The sequence below is a fragment of the Aeromonas veronii bv. veronii genome, assembly GCF_000820225.1.
GTDB classification, from domain to species: domain Bacteria; phylum Pseudomonadota; class Gammaproteobacteria; order Enterobacterales; family Aeromonadaceae; genus Aeromonas; species Aeromonas veronii.
Genome location: NZ_CDDK01000028.1, coordinates 67,539 through 90,557 on the forward strand (window position 1 = coordinate 67,539; position 23,019 = coordinate 90,557).

Genomic DNA, 23,019 nt, shown 5'->3' on the forward strand with positions numbered 1-23,019 from the left:
ATACCAGCCTTGCGGCCGATCCATAAAAGCGATTTGGCGCCCCCGAACGGGCACCAAGGTTAGGTACCGGACTTGATCTTGGTCCAACTCCGGGTGATTAGACGCTGTACCGAGCGGGGATGTGCTTCCTGCACATAGAGTCGCTCCAGCACGGCCTGAGGGGGATAAACCTCCTCATTGTTGCGCACCGCCTCATCCATAAACTCGCCCGCCCTTGAGTTGGGATTCGCGTAGCCCACATAGTCGCTGACCTTGGCGATCACTTCGGGCTGCAGGACGTAGTTGATGAGGGCGTGCGCCTCTTTGACATTGGTGGCATCGGACGGGATCGCCATCATGTCGAACCAGAGATTGCCCCCCTCTTTCGGAATGCTGTAGGCAATTTTCACCCCCTTGCCAGCTTCATCGGCGCGGGCAGCGGCTTGCAGGATGTCGCCGGAAAAACCGGCAGCCACGCAGATGTCGCCATTGGCGAGATCGCCGATGTATTTGGAGGAGTGGAAGTAGGCCACATAGGGCCGCACCTTGAGCAGCAACGCCTCGGCCTGCTTGATATCCCCCGTCGCATGACTGTTGGGATCGAGCCCGAGGTAGTTGAGGGCAGCAGGGATCATCTCGTCGGCAGAGTCGAGGAAGGCGACGCCGCAGCGAGAGAGTTTCGCCATGTTTTCCGGTTCGAAGATGGTGGCCCAGGAGTCAATCTTGTCGACCCCCAGCACCGCCTTGATTTTGTCGACGTTGTAGCCGATGCCGTTGGTCCCCCACAGATAGGGCACCGCGTACTGATGACCCGGATCCACCTTGTCGAGCTGCTTGAGCAATACGGGATCCAGGTTGGCCAGATTGGGCAGCAGGGATTTATCCAGTTTCTGGAAGGCTCCCGCCTTGATCTGCTTGGCCAGGAAATTATTGGAGGGCACCACCAAATCGTAACCGGTCCGCCCCGTCAGCAACTTGCCTTCCAGGGTCTCGTTGGAGTCAAACACGTCATAGACGGTCTTGATCCCGGTCGCCTGCTGGAAATCGCTGAGGGTGGTCTCGCCGATATAGTCAGACCAGTTGTAGAAGTGCAGCACAGGGGCAGCCTGGGCCACATTCGCCAATCCCATGGTCAGCGCTATGGTTAGCAATCTGGTTGTATTCACGGTGTCAGTTCTCCTGTTTCAGTGGTTGACCGTCTGCGCATCCATTCGCGCGGCCCATCCGGATGGATGGCATCACTACCCTCCCGGCCGAACTGCGGACCGGGAGGGGCACTCGTTACTTACTTGCCGGACTTGATCTTGGTCCAGCTGCGGGTCATCAGACGCTGCACCTTGGCCGGCAGATCCGGGAAGGTGTAGATCTTCTGCAGGGTCGCCGCATCAGGGTAGATACCCGGATCGGTGCGGATCGCCTCATCCACCAGCGGGGTCGCCGCCTTGTTGCCGTTCGGGAACTGCACCACGTTGGTGATGTTGGCGATCACCTCAGGCTTCATCAGGTAGTTGATGAAGGTGTGGGCTGCCTCGACGTTCTTGGCATCCGCCGGAATGGCGATCATGTCAAAGAAGCTGCCTGCCCCCTCTTTCGGAATGGTGTAGGTGAGCGCGACGCCATTCTTGGCCTCGGCTGCCCGCGCCTTGGACTGCTGCAAGTCACCGGAGTAACCGACCGCTACGCAGAGGTTGCCGTTGGCCAGATCCGAGATGTACTTGGAGGAGTGGAAATAGGCGGTATAGGGACGGATGGAGAGGAACAGCTCCTCAGCCTTCTTCAGCTCGGCCGGTTTCTGGCTATCCGGTTTGAAGCCCAGATATTGCAGGGCAGCCGGCAGCATTTCGGTCGGTGAATCGAGGAAGGAGACGCCACACTCTTTCAACTTGGCCATGTTCTCCGGCTTGAACACCAGATCCCAGGAGTTGACCGGGGCATCGGCCCCCAGCACGGCTTTCACCTTCTCGGCGTTGTAGGCATAGCCGATGGTGCCCCACAGATAGGGGATGGAGTACTGGTTGCCCGGATCGCTCGGCTCGAGCGCCTTGAGCAGGTCGACATCCATGTTTTGCCAGTTGGAGAGCTTGGACTTGTCCAGTTTCTGGAACACGCCCGCCTTGATCTGCTTGGCCAGGAAGGGGTTGGATGGCACCACGATGTCGTAGCCCGAACTACCCGCCAGCAACTTGGCTTCCAGTACCTCGTTACTGTCAAACACGTCATAGACCACCTTGATCCCCGTCTCCTTCTGGAAGTTATCCAGGGTATCCGGCGCTATGTAGTCGCTCCAGTTGTAGACGTGCAGCACCTTCTCTTCAGCCATTGCTCCGGCACTTGCCATGACCAGAGCCACAGAGGCAGCGATCACTCCTGTTTTGAAAGACATCATCCTTGTCTCCTAAGCAAATTGTATGCGCATACCAACCTGCCCGACCCACCTCAACCTTTCAGCTTTGCGGCTGTCAGATCCAGACTGCGCCTGGCCAGATCGACCAATTCATCAACCTGTTCCTCGGTGATCACCAAGGGGGGCGATATGATCATGGTATCGCCTACCGCCCTCATCACCAAGCCATTGTTAAAGCAGAACTCCCGGCAAGTCATCCCCGCATTTGCCTGAGCCGGGAAACGCCGGTTGGTCTGCTTGTCCTCAACGATTTCCAGCGCGGCGACCAATCCTTTGCCACGGGTTTCTCCCACCAGCGGATGATCGGCCAGCTCCGCCCAGCGGCGCTGCAAATAGGGGCCGATAGTATCATGCACTCGCTTAACTATGCTCTCTTTCTGCATAAGCTGGATATTGGCCACCGCCACGGCGCAAGAGACCGGATGGCCCGAGTAGGTGAAGCCGTGGTTGAACTCGCCCCCCTCCTCCACCAGCCCCTTGGCAACCCGGTCACTGACCATCACTGCGCCGAGCGGCAGATAACCGGAGGTGATCCCCTTGGCCAGACACATCAGGTCCGGCTTGATGCCAAACCCTTCGCTGGCAAACCAGTGGCCGGTGCGGCCAAAGCCGCAGATCACCTCGTCGGCGATGAGCAGGATGCCGTAGTGATCGCAGATACGCTGGATCTCCGGCCAGTAGCTGTCGGGCGGAATGATGACGCCACCCGCCCCCTGGATCGGCTCGCCGATAAAGGCAGCCACCTTGTCCACCCCCAGCTCCAGAATCTTCTGCTCCAGCTGACGGGCCCGCTCCAGCCCGAACTCGTGGGCACTCATCCCCTGCCCCTCACCGAAGTGGTAGGGCTGATCGATGTGCACTATGCCGGGAATGGGCAGGCCGCCCTGGGCATGCATCCCCTTCATGCCACCCAGACTCGCCCCCGCCACGGTGGAGCCGTGATAGGCGTTATGGCGACTGATGATCACCTGTTTATCAGGCAGCCCCTTGCTGGCCCAGTAGTGGCGCACCATCCGCAGCACGGTGTCGTTGCACTCGGAGCCGGAGCCAGTAAAGAAGACGTGGTTGAGATGGGCTGGCGTCACCTCGGCCAGCAGGGTCGCCAGCTCGATCACCGGCGGGTGAGCAGTCTGGAAGAAGAGGTTGTAGTAGGGCAACTGCTGCATTTGACGGGTAGCGGCATCCACCAGCTCCTGGCGGCCATAGCCCATATTGACGCACCACAGGCCCGCCATGCCGTCGAGAATGCGTTTTCCCTCGGAGTCTTCCAGATAGACGCCGCTGGCTTTGGTAATGATGCGCGAGCCCTTCTTGTTCAGGGCCTGAAAGTCGGTAAAGGGGTGCAGGTGGTGGCTGGCATCCAGCTGTTGCCACTCACGGGTTGTCTGCTGCATTTGTTGCTCCTCGGTTCCTTCGATTTAGCAATATTCAGTCGTCAAATAGTCAGGTGAGTCGGCACGTTCGCAGCCACAGTCACTCACGTCCTGTCTGCTGCATTCGTTACTCCCCTGCGCCTTCGATTTGGCAAGATTCAATCGTTAATCAATCCAGGTCGCAGCGCTCTTTCGGCCACAACCACTCACAGGTGGCTGACGCCACCTGACTCGCGTTCCGGTCTCTTCGATACAGGGACCGGGGAGGCCGACTCCGGCCTCCCCGTTACAGGGGGGATCAGACGTTCAGCAGCAGGAACTCCCGCTCCCAGCGACTGATCACCCCGAAGTAGGTCTCGTACTCTTTGCGTTTGACCGCGACGAAGGCGCGGGTGAAGCGCTCACCCAGCATCTCCTTGATGGGCTCGCACTGTTCGAGATGGCTGAGTGCCTCCTCCAGCGAGCGGGGCAGGCTGTAGGGCAGGTCATAGGCGCTCGACTTCATCTCCGGCAGCGGCTCCAGCTTCTCCATCATGCCGAGATAGCCACAAGCCAGAGTGGCGGCCAGTGCCAGATAGGGGTTGGCATCGGCACCGGCGAAGCGGTTTTCCACCCGCCGTGCGCTCGGGTCGGAGAAGGGCACCCGCAGGCCGCAGGTGCGGTTCTCGACACCCCACTGGACGTTGCGCGGCGCGCTCTCGCCAAAGGTGAGGCGGCGGTAGGAGTTGACGTTGGGGGCCAGCAGGGCGGTCACCGCCGGGGTGTATTTCTGCAAACCGGCAATGAAGTGCATGAACTGTTCGCTGTTGCCGCCATTCGGAGTACCGAACAGGTTGTGGCCGTTCACATCTTCCAGACTCTGGTGGATGTGCATGGCCGACCCCGGTTCGTCGCTCATCGGCTTGGCCATGAAGGTGGCATAGATGCCGTGGCGGTGAGCGGCTTCACGCATGGTGCGCTTGAACAGGAACACCTGATCCGCCAGATCGATGGCATCACCATGCAGGAAGTTGATCTCCATCTGGGCGGCGCCCGACTCGTGGATCAGGGTGTCCACCTCCAGCTCCTGCGCCTCGCAGTAGTCATACATGTCTTCAAAGATGGGGTCGAACTCGTTGACCGCATCGATACTGAACGACTGGCGGGCGGTCTCAGGGCGGCCGTTGCGACCCACCGGCGGCACCAGCGGATAGTCGGGGTCCTCGTTGCGGGTGACCAGATAGAATTCCAGCTCGGGCGCCACCACCGGCTTCCAGCCCTGCTTCTCGTAAAATGACAGAACCCGACGCAGCACGGAGCGCGGCGCGATGTCGATCAGCTTGCCGTTGACGTCGAAACAGTCGTGGATCACCTGGGCAGTGGGCTCCAGCGCCCAGGGGACAAAACGGATGGTGTTGGGGTCGGGATAGAGCTGCATGTCCCGCTCCAGCGGGTCGATCATGCTGTCGTCATCCGGATATTCGCCGGTCACCGTCTGGGTGAAAATCACCTCGGGCAGACGCATGCCCCCTTCACGCAAAAACTTGTTGGCTGGGATGATCTTGCCCCGGGCGTTGCCGGTGAAATCCGGGAACAGGCACTCCACTTCCGTGATGCGATTGCTCTCCATCCAGCCTTTGATACTGTCCATGTTAAACCCCGACTTTACGGTTGCCATTGGCAAGGGTGTCTAATATATGGAACACCCTTGTTATAAAATTGTAATCAACATCACCATAAAAGCCCGCCATCAAGGGCAATGTCAAGCAGGCGTGTTTAAAAAACTATAAATAACGGCGCATATAATGACCAAGGCGGCACCAAATACTAAACACTCAAATTCGTACGAAGCCCACCGTTCTCATCGTTGCAAAGGCGATGCCAACAGAGGGTGAAGCGGACGCCAGATCCCGACCAATCCCCCGCAGGAACGGACCATTTTTTTGCAAGGGCGCACAATCCTTATCCTATTTGCTTTGCTTGGCTGCATTTTTTTGGTACAAGGCCCGCCCTGATTTGCACTCTCTTGCATGAAACAGGTGCAAATCGGGATACAAGGGCTTGGTCTGTAGGCAGACAGCCCCCATAAACAGGGATAATTGGGTTAGTAAACTGACTGGTAGTTAATCGTATGTGTGATTTCATGACTGAAGACCAACTGGCCTTTTACAAGGGGCAGATCGAGCGACAGATCGTCGAGCTCGAAGAGCGCCTGAACTCCCAGGCCAGCCAGGCCATCGCCACCGACACCAACGAGATGGCTGATGAAATTGACCGTGCCAGTATCGAGGAAGCCCGCCGTCTGGAGCTGAACCGCATCGAGCACGACAAGCTGCACCTGCGCAAGCTGCGGGGCGCATTGAAGCGCATCAGCGAAGGGGATTTTGGTTACTGCGAATCTTGCGGTGACGAGATCTCCCTCAAGCGGCTGCATGCCCGTCCGGAATCCCGTTTCTGCGTCGAATGCCAGAGCACCAAGGAATTTAACGATACCCACGTGTTCCGTCGCGTCGCCTGATTCTTCGAAGAACCGTCACCATTCTGGTGCAACAGACGCCAGCAAGGCAGGGCACCGCGCTCAAACCTTGCACAACGCCTCGCAGCAAGATGGTGACAAGTTCTGTTAGACTCCGGACACCTTCCGGAATCTACAGGAGAACAGAGAGTGAAATGGCTCATCAAGCTGTGCTTGTGCCTGCCACTGCTGGCACAAGCACAGGTTCTGACGGTCAAGGTCCCCAGCCGTCCCGTCAACAATCTTGACCAGGAGTACCAGTACAAGCTGCTGGAACTGGCCCTGACCCGCTCCGGGCAACCCTTTCGCATCCAGCCTGTCGAACTCGACCTCAACCAGTTCACCCTCCAGCAGCAGCTGAGCAAGGGCAAGACCATCAACGTCTTCTGGATGGGCACCTCCAGCGCACTCGAATCTTCCCTGATTGCCGTCCCCATTCCGCTGTTTCGCGGGCTGGAAGGATTGCGACTGTCATTCATCCACGCGGATGCCCAAGAGAAGTTCAACCAGATCAATACCCTGGCCGACCTCAAACAGCTGAAGGCGGCGCAAGGGGTCGGTTGGGCCGATAACAAGATTCTGGAAAATGCGGGCATCCCGACCTTATCCGGCCGATACAGCAGTCTGTTTCGCCTTATCAACGACGGCGACAAGATCGACTTCTTCCCGCGCGCCCTGGTGGAGATCTTCGCCGAGCGCAGCGAGCTGGTGGCGCAGTATTCCAACCTCGCTATCGAGCAGCATCTGCTGATCCGCTACCCCTTCGCCCAGTTCTTCTTCGTCAGCCCCGAATACCCCAAGCTGGCCAAGGCGATTCAGACCGGGCTGGAGCGGGCCTATGCCGATGGCAGCTTTATGAAGTTCTTCAATGACAACCCCAAGATCCGCGAAGCGCTCGCCAGCGCCAACCTCGACCAGCGGGTCACCATCGCCCTGCCCAATCCGGATATGACCCCGTTGCTAAAATCCATTCCGGCCCAATATTGGGAGTATCCACCGCAGGGATAAGCATCCCGAGCGCCTGACCATGAGGGTCGGGCAGCGAGAACACAGTGCGCCAGGGAGGTGTCATGAAGGGAATCCAGGAGTGGTTTGAGGAGTACGGCCAGAGTCATTGCCATCCGGTCAACGTCGCCATCCACAAGCTGGCAGTGCCGGGCATCTATCTCTGCTCGCTGGCGCTGCTCTGGTGTCTGCCACACGGGCCCTTGCCAGAGCCCCTCAACTGGGCGGCAGTGGCAGCCATTCCGGTGCTGCTGTTCTATCTTCAGCTGTCGTTTTCGCTGTTCGCGGGGATGGCCGGGCTGACCGCGCTCGGGCTGGCCTTCTGCCACCAATGGCAGGGGCCGCTGTTGTGGCCCGCCGTGGCAGCGTTCGTGCTGCTCTGGATAGCCCAGTTTGTCGGCCACAAGATCGAGGGCAAGCGCCCCTCCTTCCTCGCCGACCTGCAATTTCTGCTGATAGGCACCGCTTGGGTGCTTGCCAGCCTCTATCGTCGCCTGGGCATTCCCTATTGAGGAGTGCCGGGCCAACAGGAGAGACCATGACACATAACCACACGCGACATAATGCCCTGCGCCGCGCCCTGCCCCTGCTGCTGGGGGCCCTGTTTGCCGGCCCGGCGCTGGCTGACAAGGCCGACCCAGTCGGTGAAGTGAGCACAGCCTTCAAGCTGTTTGGCCCGAACCACAAGATCCTGGTGGAGGCGTTCGACGACCCGCGCATCGACGGCGTCGCCTGCTATCTGGCGCGCCCCAAGACCGGTGGTGTAAAAGGCGGGCTGGGACTGGCGGAAGATCCCTCCCACGCCTCCCTGTCGTGCCACCAGATCGGCCCCATCACCCTGCCCGAAAAGCTGAAGGCGGGAGAAGAGGTGTTCGATGTCAGCACTTCACTGGTGTTCAAGGAGCAGAAAGTGGTGCGTTTTTACGACAAGAAACGCAATGCACTGGTTTACCTGACCTACAGCACCAAACTGGTGGATGGTTCGTACAAGAGTGCAGTCAGCGCCGTTCCCATTATGCCGTGGGGACAATAACCAGCCGGTTTGTCCGGTGATAGCTGACCCATTTTGTTGTAATTTGACGACACACACGCTGCGGAGCACATACCATGAAAGTCGCCGTATTCAGTACCAAGAGCTATGACAAAGAGCATTTCAACCAGGCCAACAGCCAATACGGCTTCGACCTGGAGTTTTTCGATGTGCGGCTGGAGGCCAAAACGGCCCGACTGGCTCACGGCTTCCCGGTGGTGTGTCTGTTCGTCAATGACGATGCCGACCGCGAGGTATTGACCGAACTGGCTGCCAACGGCACCCAGGTGATTGCCCTGCGCTGCGCCGGTTACAACAACGTGGATCTGGCCGCTGCCAAAGAGCTGGGGCTGAAAGTGGTGCGAGTGCCCGCCTACTCCCCCGAGGCGACCGCAGAACACGCCGTCGGCATGATGATGTGCCTCAACCGCCGCATCCATAAGGCTTATCAGCGCACCCGCGACGCCAACTTCTCGCTGGAAGGGCTGGTCGGCTTCAACATGCATGGCAAGACCGTTGGCGTCATCGGCACCGGCAAGATCGGTCTGGCCGCCCTGCGCATCCTCAAGGGCTTCGGGGTTCGCCTGCTGGTCAACGATCCTTACCAGAATCCGGCAGCCATCGAGCTGGGAGCCGAGTACGTGGATCTCGATACCCTGTTCCGCCAATCCGACATCATCAGCCTGCACTGCCCGCTGTTCAAAGAGAACTACCACCTGTTGAACAAGGAGGCATTCGCCAAGATGAAGGACGGAGTGATGATCATCAACACCAGCCGTGGCGGCCTGCTCGACTCCAACGCCGCCATCGAGGCGCTCAAGACTTCCCGCATTGGCGCGCTGGGGCTGGACGTCTACGAGGAGGAAGAGGATCTCTTCTTCTCCGACAAGTCCAACGAGGTGATCACCGATGACGTGTTCCGCCGCCTGTCTGCCTGCCACAACGTGCTGTTCACCGGCCATCAGGCGTTCCTGACCCGCGAGGCGCTGCACGCCATCGCCGATACCACTCTTGGCAATATCCGCGCCATCGAGAGCCAGGGCCGCTGCGACAACGAAGTGGAATAGGGGCTCGCCCTCTCTTCGTCACGCGCCGGGTTGTGAGACCCGGCGCCTTCGGGTAGGCTAGCCCCCCTTTTTTATTCAGGAGTCTGGCGCCCATGTTTATCGGATTTGATTACGGCACCTCCAACTGTGCCGTGGCCGTGATGGAACAAGGTAGCCCCAGGCTGCTGAATCTTGGCGCATCCCGCTATCTCCCCTCCACCCTGCATGCCCCCCACCGGGATGCTATCGTCGGTCTGCTGGCCGAAGGGCTGGCCCCCGCCCAGCAGGCGGAGTACCTCAAGCTGCGTGGCCCCGTGGTCACCCGCGCCCAGATGGTTCGCCGCCAGATGCGCGAAGAGGGGCTGATCGACGAGCTGAGCTTTGGCGGTGCCGCGCTGGAGCGCTATCTGGAAGAGCCGGACGACGGCTACTACATCAAATCGCCGAAATCCTTCCTCGGGGCTTATGGTCTCAAGGCCCCCCAGATCGCCCTGTTTGAAGACATCGTCTGCGCCATGATGCTCCATGTCCGCCAGCAGGCGGAACAGCAGCTCGGAGCCCCGATCCGCCAAGCGGTGATCGGCCGACCGGTCAACTTCCAGGGTCTGGCAGGGGAAGAGAGCAACCAGCAAGCTATCGCCATCCTGACCGAGGCGGCCCGTCTGGCCGGTTTCGAGCAGGTGGAGTTCCTCTACGAGCCGGTGGCCGCCGGGTTTGAATTCGAGGCGCGCCTCACCGAAGACGCCGTGGTACTGGTGGTGGATATCGGCGGCGGTACCACCGACTGCTCCATGCTGCGGATGGGTCCCAGCTACCGCGATCAGCTGGATCGCAGCGGCGATCTGCTCGGCCACAGCGGCCAGCGGATCGGCGGCAACGACTTCGATATCCGCCTGACGGTGGAGGGGATGATGCCGCTGCTCGGCATGCACGAGACCCTCAAGACCGGCAAGCCGCTGCCCCACCCGCTGTTCTGGGATGCGGCCGCCATCAACGACGTCAGCGCCCAGAGCCGCTTCTACAGCCTCGACACCGCCCGCCAGCTGCAGGATCTGCAGCTCGACAGCCAGCCCGGCAGCAAGTTGGGGCGTCTGGCCAGCCTGCGGGCCCACAAGCTGAGCCACCAGCTGGTGTGGCGTGCCGAGCAGGGCAAGATCGCCCTCTCGGAGCAGGAACTCAATCGCCAGTCGCTGGCCGAGCTGGAAAAAGGGCTGGAAGCGGAACTGACCCGCGAACAGCTGGCCAACGCCTCGGCACTGCTGCTGGAGAAGATTGGCGAGCTGATGGACGAAGCGATTGCCGCCGCCGGTGTGCAGCCGGATCGCATCTTCGTCACCGGCGGTAGCGCCCGCTCGCCGCTGATCGCCAGCTTTATCCGCCAGAAGCTCCCCTCCATCCCGCTTGAGGGTGGCGATGACTTCGGCTCGGTGGCCGCGGGTCTCGCCCGTTATGCCGAGCGGCTGTTCGCCAACTGAGCCCTGAGATAGCGTAAATCGATGGCAACATTACCCGTGTGTTGCCATTAAGCGACAGTCGTGCGGGACAAGGGGCGACAGAAGCGGTCGGTCGTCCCCTCTCCCGCCCTGCTCCCGACTGCCCAAAAAGGGTATTCTTGACGCTCCCCCAACCGGAGCCCCCTCATGCCCAGATTGCCCTTTTTGTTGCTGATCCCCCTGTTACTGCTCGCTGGCTGCAGCTCGACCGCCTTTGTTCAGCAAGATCTGCAACACCACCACTGGGTACTGAGCAAACTGGATGGCGAACCGATCAAGGCCCCCCGCGACAATCCCCCCGATTTCGAGATCGGCGAGCACTTCACCGTCAACGGCATCGCCGGTTGCAACCGCTACTTCGGTCAGGGCCATCTGGAAGATGACAAACTGTGGGTCACCAGTCTGGGCAGTACCGAAATGGCCTGCATGCCACCGCTCGACACCATAGAACAGGCCGTACTGAACACCCTGATCGAGGGGGCAACCCTGAGCGGCACCAGTCAGAACCTGATCCTGCAGGGCAAACAGCACCGTTTGGAATACACCTTGCGCGACTGGGTGTTCTAGCGCTCACAAAGCCGCATCACAAACAGGAACATGTTGTCCGGCTGTGGCACAATATGAGGCAGAGTTCGCAACGGAGGCTGCCTCAGCCATGTCGATGGATCGCCTGTTTGACAAGATCAAACAACTCCCCACTATTCCCAAGCTGCTGCACGAGTTGATGCAGAGCTTCAACGACGAGAATGCCCGCATCGACGAGATTGCGGCCAAGATCGCCATGGATCAGGTGATCAGCGTCAAGGTGCTGCGGATGGCCAACTCGGCCGCCCTGCGCCGGGGCAACGAAGTGACCTCCATCGAACAGGCGGTGATCCGGCTCGGCTTCAACCGGCTGCGCTCCGTGGTGGTCGCCTCCGGCATCATCGGCACCTTCAAGGCCCCGCCCAGCTTCGACAAGAACAAGTTCTGGACCGAGACCTTCCAGGTCGCCACCATCGCCAAGACCCTGGCCCAGGAGGCCAAGGTGATGGATCCCGAGACCGCCTTCACCTGCGCCCTGATCCACAACATCGGCGAACTGCTTATCCAGAGCACCTTGCCGGAAGAGGCCGAGCTCATCAACATGGCGATCCAGAACGGCAGTAGCCGGGTCGAGGCCCAGCGGGAGATGCTGGGCTACGACTATGCCCAGCTTGGTGCCGAGCTGGCGCGGCGCTGGAACCTCTCCGAGGCCTTCGTCGATGCTATCTCCCAACAGCTTGACCCGCTCTCCCACGATCCGGTCAGCAAGGAGGCGGTGCTAATCCGCCTCGCCGTGTTTATCTCCTTCGCCTGGAACGCGGGCGTGCCTGCCCAGGCCATCATCGCCCGCTTCCCCAAACCGCTCGCCGACCAGTTGGGACTGGATCCCAAGTCGCTGGCAGGCCAGCTCGAAACATTGCATGAACAGGGTAATGCCCTCGCCGATCTTCTGACTCAATAAGCATCATGACCCATCCGTTTCTGTTTCATCCCCAGGTGGCGCCCTGGTTCAAAGAGAGCGCCGACGCACTGCAATTGACTCTTTTTAGCGAGCTGGATGCACCGATCCGCGAGGTGTGGCTGCGCCACGAGCCGGATAACGAGGAGTACCTGATCCCGATGACAGCGGTCTCCACCCGCGATCGGCTGCAGGTATGGCAGGCGACCCTGCCGCTCATCAAAGGACAGGATATCCACCTCTACAGCTTCAAGTGCCTCACCGACGAGGAGCAGTGGTGGCTGCACGGGGCGGGCGTCAGCGCGTCCATGCCGCCACGGGAGCAGCATTTTCGCTTCAACAGCCTGCACCAGCCACCGGCTTGGGTGCAGGATCAGGTGTTCTACCAGATCTTCCCCGACCGCTTCTGCAACGGCGATCCGTCGCTGAGCGTCAAGCATCACGAGTACGAGTACCGTGGCAAAGCGGTGATCAGCAAGGCGTGGGGCGAGCCGGTCAGTCGCCACGAAGAGGGCCACGGCGCCTGCGAATTTTACGGCGGCGATCTGGCAGGCATCGATGCCAAGCTCCACTACCTGCAATCTCTCGGGGTGACGGCGCTCTACCTCAACCCCATCTTCGATTCGCCGAGCAACCACAAGTACGACACCCAGGACTACTTCAAGGTGGACGCCCACCTCGGCAGCAACGAGCAGTTCGCCGAGCTGACCCGCAACCTGCACCAGCGCGGCATGAAGATCATCCTCGATGCGGTGGTCAACCACACCTCTACCGAGCACCCCTGGTTCTGCCCGCCACTGGGAGCCCAGAGCAACCCGGACTCCCCGTGGCGCAGCTTCTACACCTTTGACAAAGAAGGGGATTACGTCAGCTGGAAGGGCATTCGCAGCCTGCCCAAGCTCGACTTCTCCTGCGAGAAGGTACAAGACGCCGTCTATCGGGCCGACGACGCCATCCTCCGTTACTGGATGCGCGCCCCCTACCAGATCGATGGCTGGCGCTTTGACGTCATCCACATGCTGGGTGAGCGCGGCACCGCCGAGGGTAACCGCAGCCATGTACGCGCCATTCGCGGGGCAGTGAAGCAGGAGAACCCGGATGCCTATGTGCTCGGCGAACACTTCTTCGAGGCGAGCCAGTGGCTGCAGGGGGATCAGGAGGACGGCGCCATGAACTACTACGGCTTCGCCCACCCGATCCGCGCCTTCCTGGCTGGCAAGGACATCGCCTACCACCCCATCAAGATCAGCGCCGAAGAGCTGGATCGCTGGCTCAAGCTGGCGCGGGCCCACATCCCGTTCAAGAACCAGCTTGCACAGTTCAACCTGCTGGACAGCCACGACACAGCCCGTTTCCTCCATCTGCTGGGTGAAGACAAGCAGCGGATGCAGCTGGCCGCCACCCTGCTGCTCACCTATATCGGTGTACCCTCCATCTACTACGGCGATGAAGTGGGGCTATCCGGCGGCAACGACCCGGACTGCCGCCGCTGCTTCCCGTGGGATACCACAGACTGGGATCACGTGCTGCACGACCACTATCGCCGGCTGATCCAGATCCGCCGCCAGCGCCCCTCCCTGCGCCGTGGCGATATCCAGACCCTCTACGCCGGGCCCCACAGCTATGTGTTCGCCCGTACCCTGCAAAGTGATCAGGTGGTAGTAGCCTGCAACCGCCACCCGAGCGAGCCGCGCACCATCAGCCTGCCCCTGTGGCAGACCGCCAGCCCCGCCAGCCGCTTCACCGACGCCTTCAACGGTGAGAAGTTTGAAGTGGTGCAGGGCGAGGTGCAGCTCACCATCCCCGCCAACTCGGCCCGGGTGCTGATCTCCAGCTGAGCGGGCAACTTACGCGCTGAAAAGCAAAACCGGAGCCCAAGGCTCCGGTTTTTTTATTCCGTTCAATCCACCATGACGTCTGGCCCCTAACCAGCCGCCATCAGTAGTTGATGCTGACGTAGGGCACTTCCAGCACCTGCCAGCGCTGCTTGAGGTAGACGGTGAGCACGAAGAAGAAGTTGGCCAGCAGGTTGGCGAAGCGATAGAGAATGGGATCGAAGGCCACCCCGCTCTCTTCCAGCCTGACCAGCAGCCGCACCACCTTCTTGCTGCCACAGCGGCACAGATGGAGGGTGGGAATGGGCTGCGGCCCCTGCGGCAACACGAAACCGGTGACGCTGCCGCGACTCGCCTCGTTGTAGTGGTCGTAACGGGCCTTGAGCCACTCAAGGTCTGCATCGAAGATCCCCAGCTTGCCGCGTACCGAGCCGTTGAGGTTGTAGATAAGTCGCTGCAACGCCGCGAGATCCGCCAGCATGGGCTCGGTATCGGCATCCGGCGCAAGGTGTGACAGCACGGCCCCGACCTGACAGCAGAGCTCGTCGGTGGCGATTTCAAAATCACATTTGAACGAGGTTTCGAAGATAAAGGGGTAGCAGAGCTCGCGCTTGTCTCTTGGCTTCTTGGGGTTCATGGGGCAACCGGATTGGAGAAAAGGCCAGTTTGCCAGCCCTGGGAAGGGCTGGCAAACGGCAGGTCATTACTTGCGTAACGCGCTGTGGCTCAGGCGTTCTTACTGGCGGGCTCGGTGGAGGGCTGGAACTGGTTGATCATCCGCAGCGCCTCCAGCATCCGCTGGTTGAAGCTGGTGAAGCGATCGACCTGCGCCGGTTCCTCTTCTCCTCTCGCCGCCAGCACGGCCGGGGTCAGCGCCTGTTGCTGGGATGGTGGCAGCAGGCTATCCGCCTGTTTCTGCACCTGATCCAGCTTCGGCAGGTAGTCGGCAAATGGCTTGATCAGATCCTGCAGGGAGTGCGCCCCCTGATAGGTCTGGCTCAGCTTGACGCTCTGCTTGAGCTTGAGGGAGTAGGAGGCCAACTGGCTGTCATCCAGTTTCAGCTCGCCCGCCTTGTCCAGCAGATCCTCGAAGTTGCCGGGGAAGAAGCTCCCCGCCAGCTCGTCGATCCCCTTGACCAGCTTGCCGATGGACTCCATCTCGTCGCTGCTGAGGTCCCCCTCCAGCGAGAAGCTGAAGCTCTGGCTCGACTTGAGGCTGAACTGGCTGCCGCTCTCGCTGGTCTGGGACTTGGTCTGCCAGCTATCGTTGAAGCGCAGCACCACCTTGTCGCCATCCTTGGTCTGGATCTCCAGATAACCCTGCTGGCGACTGGCCATCTCGGCCTGTCCCATGTCGGTCGGAGAGACCTTGCCGAAGAACTCCTTCTCGAACTCCTCGAGCCCTTTCTGGATCAGCTTGTAGCTCTGATCGATACCGGTTTTGATATCGTCGTTGTCAGTCGCCCACTTGCCGAGCTGCTTCTTCGCCTCGTCAAAGCCCTTGTCGACCCCCTTGCGGGCCTGCTCCATCATCCCGGTCAGGTCGTCGTCAGATTTGCCATCGGCCCGTGCGGCACCAAGCCGCCCGGTCACGAACTGCAGCACGTTGTCCGCCACCGACTGGAAGTCAAACAGGGTTTCCGGGGTGATCTCTTCGGGCTCTTTCACCTTCGGCGCCTGATAACCCTGGCCGTTGATCTCCAGCGAGAACTGCAATGCCTGCTGGATCAGCACCTGCGCCCACTTGGGCGGCTTGTGCAAGGAGACCGCCTCCTCGCTCTTGACCTGTTTCTGCTCCGCCGGTTGCGGCGATTTGGGAGAAACACCCACTCCCTTGGGTTGGGCTGCGCCCACGCCTTCGATCTGCATAATGTGTCCTCCCACCATGCCTGTAGATCAGCTATCGGCCTGACTGAACACTTCTTGACCACAAAATGCTGGACAATCTGCGGCTGGCTTTTAAAATCGGGCCCCTTTGGGTGGCCTGTTGCCTTCCCCCGATTTCGACCCGGCCCGGCCGGTGTGCATGTGAGGTATTTATGACCCAATCCCAACAGCCTTCCGCGAACGCTCCGGCGCCTAGAACCGCGGCCGACTATCAGGCCCAACTCGACGAAAAGCGCGCTCGCCTCACCGAGCTGTTTGCCGGCTTCACCCTCCCGGCGCTGGAAGTGCACAGCTCACCGGCGGAGTACTACCGGATGCGCGCCGAATTTCGCATCTGGCACGAAGGGGATGACCTCTTCCACTGCATGTATGCCCCGGCGACCAAAGAGATCATCAAGATAGACCACTTCCCTACCGCCAGCCGCCTCATCAACCAGTTGATGCCGCTGCTGCTGGAGGGGCTGCGCCCACACCCGGTGCTGCGCCGCAAACTGTTCCAGATTGACTACCTCTCCACCCAGTCCGGCCAGATCATTGTCAGCCTGCTCTATCACCGCAAGCTGGAGGCCGAATGGCAACAGGCCGCCGAAGCACTGCAGGCCGATCTGCGCGCCAAGGGGTTCGAGCTGCAGCTGATTGGCCGCGCCCACAAGCAGAAGATCTGTCTGGGGGATGACTTCGTCATCGAACAGCTCAACGTGGCGGGTCGCCAGCTCATCTACAAGCAGGTGGAGAACAGCTTCACCCAGCCCAACGCCACCATCAACGAGCAGATGCTGGCCTGGGCGCTGGATGTGACCAAGGGGAGCGAAGGGGACCTGCTGGAGCTCTATTGCGGCAACGGCAACTTCTCCATCGCGCTGGCGCAGAACTTCCGCAAGGTGCTGGCCACCGAAATCGCCAAGCCGAGCGTCGACTCCGCCCAGTTCAACATCGCCGCCAACGGCGTCGACAACCTGATCATCCTGCGCATGTCGGCAGAGGAGTTCACCATGGCGATGCGTGGCGAGCGGGAGTTCAACCGCCTCAAGGGGGTCGATCTCAAGAGCTACCAGTGCAACACCATCTTCGTTGACCCGCCCCGCGCCGGTCTCGACGATGCCACCGTCAAGCTGGTGCAGGAGTACGACAACATCCTCTACATCTCCTGCAACCCCGAGACTCTGCAGGCCAACATGGCGGTACTGGGCGAAACCCACGAGATCGCCCGTTTCGCCCTGTTCGACCAGTTCCCCTGGACCCATCACATGGAAGCCGGGGTCTATCTGCGCCGCAAAGCCGGTTGATTCAGGCAGGCAGGAAAACAACAACAGGGCCGGATGGCCCTGTTTTGTTATTCGCTGAACACCGGCCTCACTCCAGCCGGAAGTGACCCACGATCTCCCGCAGCCGGTCGTAGGTCTGCTGCATCGCCGCAGAGCTGGCGACCGTCGCTTCGCCATTGTGGGTCAGCTGGCGGATCACCTCGGCGATGGCGCTCATGTTGCGATTGATCTCTTCGGCCACCGCACTCTGCTGCTCCGCCGCCGTGGCGATATGACTGATGAGATCGTTGATCTCCACCACTTCTCCCGCCATCAGATCCAGCGACTCGTTGACCCTGGTGGTGTTCTCGGCCGCCCCCTGACAGCTCTGCTTGGTGTTGCCCATGGCCTCCACCACAGTTCGGGTGCCCCGCTGCAGGCTGGCCAGCATGGTCTGGATCTCGGCTGTGCTCTGCTGGGTACGGGCTGCGAGGGAACGCACCTCGTCTGCCACCACCGCAAAGCCACGACCCTGTTCACCAGCGCGGGCCGCCTCGATGGCGGCATTGAGGGCCAGCAGGTTGGTCTGTTCGGCAATGCTGCCGATCACCCCGAGCACTGAGCCAATCTGCTGCACATCCTGCTGCATCGCCTCGATGGAGCGGGCAGTGGCTTCCACTTCGTCCACCAGCGCCATCACGCTGGCCATCGCCTGATCCACCACCTGACGGGACTGGCTCGCCAGCTGCTGGCTCTGACCGGTAAGTTGGGCGGTGCTGGCTGCACTCTCGGAGACGGAGACCGCGGTGCGGCTCATCTCGTTGATGGCGGTCACCACCTGCTCGGTCTCGCGTACATGGTCCGCCAGCAGGGACTGGGCGGCGCCAGTCTGGCTGGCCAACCCCTCGATGCCGCTGTTGAGCTGGCCGCTCGCCTGTCGCACCTCCCCCATCATCTCCTGCAACCGCTCGATAAAGCGGTTGATACCGGCCGAGATCTGGCCGAGGTCATCCTTGCTGGTCACCGCCAGTCGGCGGGTGAGATCGCCGCTGCCGCGAGAGAGCTCCAGCACAAGATCCCGCAACGAGAGAATGGGGCGATAGGCCACGTTGAGCGCCAGCATCGCCAGCACCATCACCACGATCGCCACACCGCACAGCGCCATGATGATCTGGCCGTTGAGGGCCCGGGTCATGGCCCGGATGTAGTCAAGATCGATGTAGCCAGTCAGCGTCCAGCTGCTGCCGCGAATATCCAGCTGGTTGGGGCGCGCTTCACTCTCCCCCTGCGGCTTGCTGTCATAGAGGCTGTTGCCCTGACTGTCGGCCAGCGAGAAGTAGCGGCCATCGCCACTCATCTTCTCCAGCAGGCTTTTGAACTCGCTCATATCGAGGTAGTAGAGATAGGCGGAATCGGCACCGCGCGGCACCAGAATGGTGATGATCGGCTTGCCATCCACCTGTTGCAGCGGGCTGACGGTGATCTGGTTGTTGGCGGCGGGGATCAGCTTGCGCAGGGCATCGACCTTGGCCGTATCGTTGATGACACCGCTCACGTCGAAGGCCATGTCGCCGATCACCTTGACGATGTTGTGAAAGCCGGTCTCTTGCAGGGTCTTCTTGACGTTGGTCACCCCGAAGTTGAGGTTGGCGGCCAACAGGATCTTCTGATTGATGTCGCTGGCCAGCTTCTCTTTGACCAGAGTGATCTGCTCGTTGATGTTGTGGGTGGCCTGAGTGCGAATGTAACCACTGATGAAGTGATTCACGCTGAGCCCGGCGGTGCCGATGGTGACCAGAATGGCCAGGAGCAGCAAGAGGTAAATCTTGACCTTGAATGGCATGGGTTCCCTCCAGAAGAGAGGGCTGGCAACGCCAACCCTCCCTGCCAATCGTTATTTCTTCTTGGCGTACTTCATGGAGTCCAGGGCCACCGCCAGAATGATGATGCCGCCCTTGATGATGAACTGCCAGTAAGGGCTGACCCCGATATAGGTCAAGCCATAGTTGATCAGGGTGAAGATAAGTACGCCGGTAATCACACCAGCGACCGTTCCCACCCCGCCGGCAAACGACACCCCGCCCACCACGCACGCCGCGATGGCATCCAGCTCGTACATGAAGCCGAGGTTGTTGGTGGCACTACCGATCCGGCCCGCTTCCAGCATGCCGCCGAAGGCGTAGAAGACCCCCGCCAGCGCATAGATCATCACCAGATTGACCGCCACGTTGACGCCGGAGACCTTGGCTGCCTCGGGGTTGCCACCGATGGCGAAGATGTTCTTGCCAAAGCGGGTCTTGTTCCACAGCACCCAGACAAAGACGCTGGCGATGGCCGCATAGAAGGTGAGATAGGAGAGCTTGAATCCTCCTATCCGGATAAACCCTTGGGCGAAGCTGGAGAAGCGGGGGTCAAACCCGGCCACCGGCGAAGCCCCTACCGAGTCAAAGTAGAGGGAGTTGATACCGTAGACGATGATCATGGTGCCCAGGGTGGTAATGAACGGGGTAACGTTCAGGTAGGCCACAATGAGACCGTTGACCAGACCAATCAGCGCCCCCACCACGCACACCAGCAGGATCACCGCAGGAATGGGCACCTCCCCCAGCGTCGGGAACACCTTGTTGACGTTGGTCAGCGCCTGCAACATGGTTGCCGCGATGAGTGCCGCCAGACCGACCTGACGACCGGCCGAGAGATCCGTCCCCTGGGTGATGATGATGCCCGCCACCCCCAGCGCTATGATGACCCGCACCGAGGACTGGGTCAGGATGTTGCTGAAGTTGGTGAGGCTCAGGAAGGAGGGCTCCTGGATCACGATGACCATGAGCAGCACCAGCAGCACCAGATAGATGGCGTTTTCCTTGAGCGCCTGCATCAGATTGAAATTTTTAGCCGACTCCATAAATGTCTTCCTGTCTCTAGAGGTACAGAGATGCCAGGCGCAGTATCTCGCTCTGGTCAGTTTCTTTGGTATTGACGATCCCGGCGACCCGACCATTGCTCATCACCATGATGCGGTCGGTGATCCCCAGCAATTCCGGCATCTCTGACGAGATGATGATGATCCCCTTGTCCTTCTTCGCCAGCTCCAGAATGAGCTGGTAGATCTCGAACTTGGCCCCGACGTCGATGCCGCGGGTGGGCTCGTCGAGCATCAGGATCTCCGGCTGGGTCAGCAGCCAGCGGCCGATGATCACCTTCTGCTGGTTGCCCCCGGAGAGGGAACCTATCTGGGTCTGCTGGGTCGGCGTCTTGACCCGCATGGAGTCGATCACCCACTGGGTATCGCTCTTCATCTTGTTGTCGCTGAGCAGCCCCATGGAGCCCTTGTAGCTGTCCATGTTGGCGATCAGGGAGTTGAAGGCGATATCGAGCCGGGAGTAGATACCGGTGGAGCGGCGCTCTTCCGTCACCAGCGCAAAGCCGTTGCGGATCGCTTCGTGGGCGTTGTGGTTGGCTACCTCTTTGCCGTGCAGCTTGATGCTGCCCTGACTGCGATCACGAATACCGAACAGGGTCTCGACGATGTCGGTGCGCTTGGCCCCCACCAGTCCGGCGATGCCGAGGATCTCCCCCTTGTGCAGGTTGAAGCTCACATCCTGAATGGAGGGCTGGTTTTTCGCCGTCAGGTGTTCGATCTCGAGGATCACCTCTTTCGGCTGGTTGGTCTTTTCCGGGAAACGCTGGGTCAGTTCACGGCCGACCATCATGCCGATGATCTGATCCATGGTCATGCCCTTGAGCGGCTGGGTTGCCACCCACTGGCCATCCCGCAATATGGTGATCTCGTCACAGAGCTGGAAGATCTCCTCCATCTTGTGAGAGATGTAGACGATGCCGCACCCCTTCTCCTTCAACTTGTTGATGATCTTGAAGAGGTGGTTCACCTCTTTCTCGGTCAGGGAGGAGGTGGGTTCGTCCATGATGACGATCTTGGCATCGTAGGAGAACGCCTTGGCGATCTCGATCATCTGCATCTGGGAGACCGACAGGGTCGCGACCTTGACCTTGGGGTCGATGTCGATATCCAGCTCATCGAAGATACGCTTGGTGTCGTCATACATCTTGCCGTGGTCGATAAACCACCCCTTGGTGGGGTAGCGGCCGAGCCACATGTTGTCCATCACGGTACGCTGCAGCACCAGATTGAGCTCCTGATGCACCATGGAGACGCCATTTTCCAGCGCCTCTTTCGAGGAGGTGAAGTTGATCTCCTGCCCCTTGAAGAAGATCTTGCCCTGATCCTTCTCGTAAATGCCGAACAGGCACTTGAGCAGTGTGGATTTTCCCGCTCCGTTCTCGCCCATCAACGCATGCACAGAATGAGGACGGACCCGTAAATTGACATTATCGAGTGCCTTGACGCCGGGAAAGCTCTTACTGACGTCAATCATCTCCAACAGCCATTCTGATTGTTGCTGTGTTGTCATATCAGCCATCACATCTGGTTGAAAAAAGGGCAAGGGGATCTCCCTTGCCCTGGAGGAGGGAATTACTCGAATTGGGACAGGTTGTCTTTATCCACACCGACGTAGGCAACACGTACTACCTTGTCGACGATATTCCACTTGGTGCCTTCACCGGCCGGTTTGCCTTCAGCCAGGTTCTTGGTCAGCTCGAAGGTGGCTTTGGCCTGGTTGGCCGCATCGTTCAGCACGGTACCCGCCATGGCACCGCTCTTGACCATGGCCAGCGCTTCCGGCAGCGCATCGACGCCGAATACCGGAATGGCAGTCTTGCCCTGGGCTTTCAGTGACTCGACTGCACCCATTGCCATGCCGTCGTTGTTGGCGATGACTACTTCGATCTTGTTGGCGTTGGGGCCGGAGATCCAGGCATCCATCTTGTCTTTCGCCATGGCGGTATCCCACATACCGGTATCCATGTGCAGTTGTTCAGTCTTGACGCCACCATCGTTCAGGGTCTTGACCACGTAGGAGGTGCGCGCTTCGGCATCCGGGTGGCCCGGCTCGCCCTTGAGCAGCACGAACTGGATCACGCCATCCTTGTTCAGATCCCACTCCGGATGGGCTTTCCAGTGTTTGGCAATCAGCTGACCCTGGATGATCCCTGACTCCTTGGAGTCAGTGCCCACGTAGTAGGCCTTGTCGTAGCTGGCCAGATCGGTAGCGCTCGGCTCCTTGTTGTAGAAGACCACCGGGATATCTTCGCCACGGGCTTTCTCAATCACCACCGGTGCCGCAGCCGGGTCAACCAGGTTGATGGCCAGCGCCTTCACCCCTTTGGCCAGCAGCACGTCGATCTGGTCGTTCTGCTTGGACTGGTCGTTCTGGGAGTCGTTCATCAGCAGTTCCACCCCCGGAGTGGCTGCCGCCTCCTTCTCGATGGCCTTGCGCACGACCGCCATGAAGTTGTCGTCGTACTTGTAGACGGTTACCCCGATACGGGTGTCAGCCTGGGCATTGGCTCCAGCCATCATGCCCATCAGCAGGGCGGCAACTGTGGTCAGTTTTTTCATTATGTGTGCTCCGATGTGTCTATCTGTGTTGTAGGGTGGCGAGCAATTGAGCAAGCGCCAATCAATGTAATCAGTTTGTTGTCATTTCTTCTGTGATCATGACGACAAAATGAAAACGTTTACACTCTGTTACATTGAAACTTTATATTTATTTTTCAAATACATATAAATAAAAATCAGATTTGAGACTCAATCTTTCCCACAGCATTGAGGCTAGTCGTTACTGGTCTGTTGTCAAAATGGCGCACTGGCTCGACAGTCGCT

At 59.9% G+C, this 23,019-nt stretch carries 20 protein-coding genes; 10 read left to right on the top strand and 10 right to left on the bottom strand.

What is annotated here, in order from left to right; translation table 11 throughout:
* Positions 1 to 59: 59 nt before the first annotated feature.
* The 4 genes from BN1139_RS11830 to BN1139_RS11845 form a co-directional block, all read right to left on the bottom strand.
* Complete coding sequence (locus BN1139_RS11830; protein WP_005355476.1) at positions 60 to 1,145, bottom strand: polyamine ABC transporter substrate-binding protein; 1,086 nt, start codon at positions 1,143 to 1,145, stop codon at positions 60 to 62.
* A gap of 119 nt (positions 1,146 to 1,264) precedes the next feature.
* The gene (locus BN1139_RS11835; RefSeq protein WP_005340709.1) at positions 1,265 to 2,362 is read right to left on the bottom strand and encodes an extracellular solute-binding protein; all 1,098 of its coding nucleotides are present in this window, start codon (positions 2,360 to 2,362) and stop codon (positions 1,265 to 1,267) included.
* Positions 2,363 to 2,415: 53 nt separating this feature from the next.
* A complete protein-coding gene (locus tag BN1139_RS11840; protein WP_005355478.1) occupies positions 2,416 to 3,777 on the bottom strand; it encodes an aspartate aminotransferase family protein in 1,362 nt (453 codons plus the stop codon).
* 277 nt (positions 3,778 to 4,054) lie between these two features.
* Positions 4,055 to 5,386, bottom strand: coding sequence for a glutamine synthetase family protein (locus tag BN1139_RS11845; RefSeq protein WP_013723370.1), 1,332 nt, complete (start codon positions 5,384 to 5,386; stop codon positions 4,055 to 4,057).
* A gap of 480 nt (positions 5,387 to 5,866) precedes the next feature.
* Here BN1139_RS11845 and BN1139_RS11850 point away from each other — a divergent pair, with 480 nt between their 5' ends.
* The 9 genes from BN1139_RS11850 to malZ all read left to right on the top strand — a co-directional run bounded on the left by BN1139_RS11850 (position 5,867) and on the right by malZ (position 14,145).
* Entirely contained in the window at positions 5,867 to 6,253 is a 387-nt protein-coding gene (locus BN1139_RS11850) for a TraR/DksA family transcriptional regulator (RefSeq protein WP_005356952.1), read from the top strand.
* Positions 6,254 to 6,400: 147 nt separating this feature from the next.
* Positions 6,401 to 7,258, top strand: a complete 858-nt coding sequence (locus tag BN1139_RS11855) for a hypothetical protein (RefSeq protein WP_005355481.1) — start codon at positions 6,401 to 6,403, stop codon at positions 7,256 to 7,258.
* Between the two features lie 62 nt (positions 7,259 to 7,320).
* Positions 7,321 to 7,767 carry an Mpo1 family 2-hydroxy fatty acid dioxygenase gene (locus BN1139_RS11860; RefSeq protein WP_005355483.1) on the top strand — a complete coding sequence of 149 codons (447 nt, stop codon included), beginning with the start codon at positions 7,321 to 7,323 and terminating at the stop codon, positions 7,765 to 7,767.
* A gap of 26 nt (positions 7,768 to 7,793) precedes the next feature.
* Complete coding sequence (locus BN1139_RS11865; protein WP_005355485.1) at positions 7,794 to 8,288, top strand: CreA family protein; 495 nt, start codon at positions 7,794 to 7,796, stop codon at positions 8,286 to 8,288.
* A 74-nt stretch (positions 8,289 to 8,362) separates the two neighbouring features.
* Positions 8,363 to 9,352 (top strand): 2-hydroxyacid dehydrogenase, encoded by a 990-nt coding sequence (locus BN1139_RS11870; RefSeq protein ID WP_005340720.1) that lies wholly within the window; start codon positions 8,363 to 8,365, stop codon positions 9,350 to 9,352.
* A gap of 92 nt (positions 9,353 to 9,444) precedes the next feature.
* Positions 9,445 to 10,806: a molecular chaperone gene (gene yegD / locus BN1139_RS11875; RefSeq protein ID WP_005355487.1), complete on the top strand. Its 1,362-nt coding sequence runs from the start codon at positions 9,445 to 9,447 to the stop codon at positions 10,804 to 10,806.
* A gap of 165 nt (positions 10,807 to 10,971) precedes the next feature.
* Positions 10,972 to 11,391, top strand: coding sequence for an META domain-containing protein (locus BN1139_RS11880; protein ID WP_005355493.1), 420 nt, complete (start codon positions 10,972 to 10,974; stop codon positions 11,389 to 11,391).
* Between the two features lie 88 nt (positions 11,392 to 11,479).
* Positions 11,480 to 12,310, top strand: a complete 831-nt coding sequence (locus BN1139_RS11885) for an HDOD domain-containing protein (protein ID WP_005355498.1) — start codon at positions 11,480 to 11,482, stop codon at positions 12,308 to 12,310.
* A gap of 5 nt (positions 12,311 to 12,315) precedes the next feature.
* A complete protein-coding gene (malZ, locus tag BN1139_RS11890; protein WP_005355500.1) occupies positions 12,316 to 14,145 on the top strand; it encodes a maltodextrin glucosidase in 1,830 nt (609 codons plus the stop codon).
* A gap of 100 nt (positions 14,146 to 14,245) precedes the next feature.
* Here malZ and BN1139_RS11895 read toward each other — a convergent pair whose 3' ends face one another.
* Together BN1139_RS11895 and BN1139_RS11900 are read right to left on the bottom strand one after the other, a co-directional pair.
* Positions 14,246 to 14,779, bottom strand: a complete 534-nt coding sequence (locus tag BN1139_RS11895; protein ID WP_005355503.1) for an ATP--cob(I)alamin adenosyltransferase — start codon at positions 14,777 to 14,779, stop codon at positions 14,246 to 14,248.
* 89 nt (positions 14,780 to 14,868) lie between these two features.
* A complete protein-coding gene (locus BN1139_RS11900; protein ID WP_005355506.1) occupies positions 14,869 to 16,011 on the bottom strand; it encodes a DUF5610 domain-containing protein in 1,143 nt (380 codons plus the stop codon).
* A gap of 170 nt (positions 16,012 to 16,181) precedes the next feature.
* Between BN1139_RS11900 and trmA the strand changes: the two genes are divergently transcribed.
* The gene (gene trmA, locus BN1139_RS11905; protein ID WP_005355507.1) at positions 16,182 to 17,315 is read left to right on the top strand and encodes a tRNA (uridine(54)-C5)-methyltransferase TrmA; all 1,134 of its coding nucleotides are present in this window, start codon (positions 16,182 to 16,184) and stop codon (positions 17,313 to 17,315) included.
* Positions 17,316 to 17,382: 67 nt separating this feature from the next.
* Here trmA and BN1139_RS11910 read toward each other — a convergent pair whose 3' ends face one another.
* From BN1139_RS11910 to mglB, 4 genes are read right to left on the bottom strand one after another with little or no spacing between them, the layout of a single operon-like run.
* Positions 17,383 to 19,116, bottom strand: a complete 1,734-nt coding sequence (locus tag BN1139_RS11910) for a methyl-accepting chemotaxis protein (RefSeq protein ID WP_005355508.1) — start codon at positions 19,114 to 19,116, stop codon at positions 17,383 to 17,385.
* A 51-nt stretch (positions 19,117 to 19,167) separates the two neighbouring features.
* Positions 19,168 to 20,178: a galactose/methyl galactoside ABC transporter permease MglC gene (mglC, locus tag BN1139_RS11915; protein ID WP_005342585.1), complete on the bottom strand. Its 1,011-nt coding sequence runs from the start codon at positions 20,176 to 20,178 to the stop codon at positions 19,168 to 19,170.
* A gap of 16 nt (positions 20,179 to 20,194) precedes the next feature.
* A complete protein-coding gene (gene mglA / locus BN1139_RS11920) occupies positions 20,195 to 21,715 on the bottom strand; it encodes a galactose/methyl galactoside ABC transporter ATP-binding protein MglA (protein WP_041202838.1) in 1,521 nt (506 codons plus the stop codon).
* Positions 21,716 to 21,768: 53 nt separating this feature from the next.
* Positions 21,769 to 22,755 carry a galactose/glucose ABC transporter substrate-binding protein MglB gene (gene mglB / locus BN1139_RS11925; protein ID WP_005340747.1) on the bottom strand — a complete coding sequence of 329 codons (987 nt, stop codon included), beginning with the start codon at positions 22,753 to 22,755 and terminating at the stop codon, positions 21,769 to 21,771.
* Positions 22,756 to 23,019: the final 264 nt, after the last annotated feature.

What these genes read in the sequence shown, in the direction of transcription:
- yegD (WP_005355487.1), top strand. Translation starts at nt 9,445, where the DNA reads ATGTTTATCGGATTTGATTACGGCACCTCCAACTGTGCCGTGGCCGTG.
- BN1139_RS11910 (WP_005355508.1), bottom strand. Translation starts at nt 19,116, where the DNA reads ATGCCATTCAAGGTCAAGATTTACCTCTTGCTGCTCCTGGCCATTCTG.
- BN1139_RS11865 (WP_005355485.1), top strand. Translation starts at nt 7,794, where the DNA reads ATGACACATAACCACACGCGACATAATGCCCTGCGCCGCGCCCTGCCC.
- trmA (WP_005355507.1), top strand. Translation starts at nt 16,182, where the DNA reads ATGACCCAATCCCAACAGCCTTCCGCGAACGCTCCGGCGCCTAGAACC.
- BN1139_RS11895 (WP_005355503.1), bottom strand. Translation starts at nt 14,779, where the DNA reads ATGAACCCCAAGAAGCCAAGAGACAAGCGCGAGCTCTGCTACCCCTTT.
- BN1139_RS11860 (WP_005355483.1), top strand. Translation starts at nt 7,321, where the DNA reads ATGAAGGGAATCCAGGAGTGGTTTGAGGAGTACGGCCAGAGTCATTGC.
- BN1139_RS11835 (WP_005340709.1), bottom strand. Translation starts at nt 2,362, where the DNA reads ATGTCTTTCAAAACAGGAGTGATCGCTGCCTCTGTGGCTCTGGTCATG.
- BN1139_RS11870 (WP_005340720.1), top strand. Translation starts at nt 8,363, where the DNA reads ATGAAAGTCGCCGTATTCAGTACCAAGAGCTATGACAAAGAGCATTTC.
- BN1139_RS11840 (WP_005355478.1), bottom strand. Translation starts at nt 3,777, where the DNA reads ATGCAGCAGACAACCCGTGAGTGGCAACAGCTGGATGCCAGCCACCAC.
- mglB (WP_005340747.1), bottom strand. Translation starts at nt 22,755, where the DNA reads ATGAAAAAACTGACCACAGTTGCCGCCCTGCTGATGGGCATGATGGCT.
- mglC (WP_005342585.1), bottom strand. Translation starts at nt 20,178, where the DNA reads ATGGAGTCGGCTAAAAATTTCAATCTGATGCAGGCGCTCAAGGAAAAC.
- mglA (WP_041202838.1), bottom strand. Translation starts at nt 21,715, where the DNA reads ATGGCTGATATGACAACACAGCAACAATCAGAATGGCTGTTGGAGATG.
- BN1139_RS11880 (WP_005355493.1), top strand. Translation starts at nt 10,972, where the DNA reads ATGCCCAGATTGCCCTTTTTGTTGCTGATCCCCCTGTTACTGCTCGCT.
- malZ (WP_005355500.1), top strand. Translation starts at nt 12,316, where the DNA reads ATGACCCATCCGTTTCTGTTTCATCCCCAGGTGGCGCCCTGGTTCAAA.
- BN1139_RS11845 (WP_013723370.1), bottom strand. Translation starts at nt 5,386, where the DNA reads ATGGACAGTATCAAAGGCTGGATGGAGAGCAATCGCATCACGGAAGTG.
- BN1139_RS11850 (WP_005356952.1), top strand. Translation starts at nt 5,867, where the DNA reads ATGTGTGATTTCATGACTGAAGACCAACTGGCCTTTTACAAGGGGCAG.
- BN1139_RS11900 (WP_005355506.1), bottom strand. Translation starts at nt 16,011, where the DNA reads ATGCAGATCGAAGGCGTGGGCGCAGCCCAACCCAAGGGAGTGGGTGTT.
- BN1139_RS11885 (WP_005355498.1), top strand. Translation starts at nt 11,480, where the DNA reads ATGTCGATGGATCGCCTGTTTGACAAGATCAAACAACTCCCCACTATT.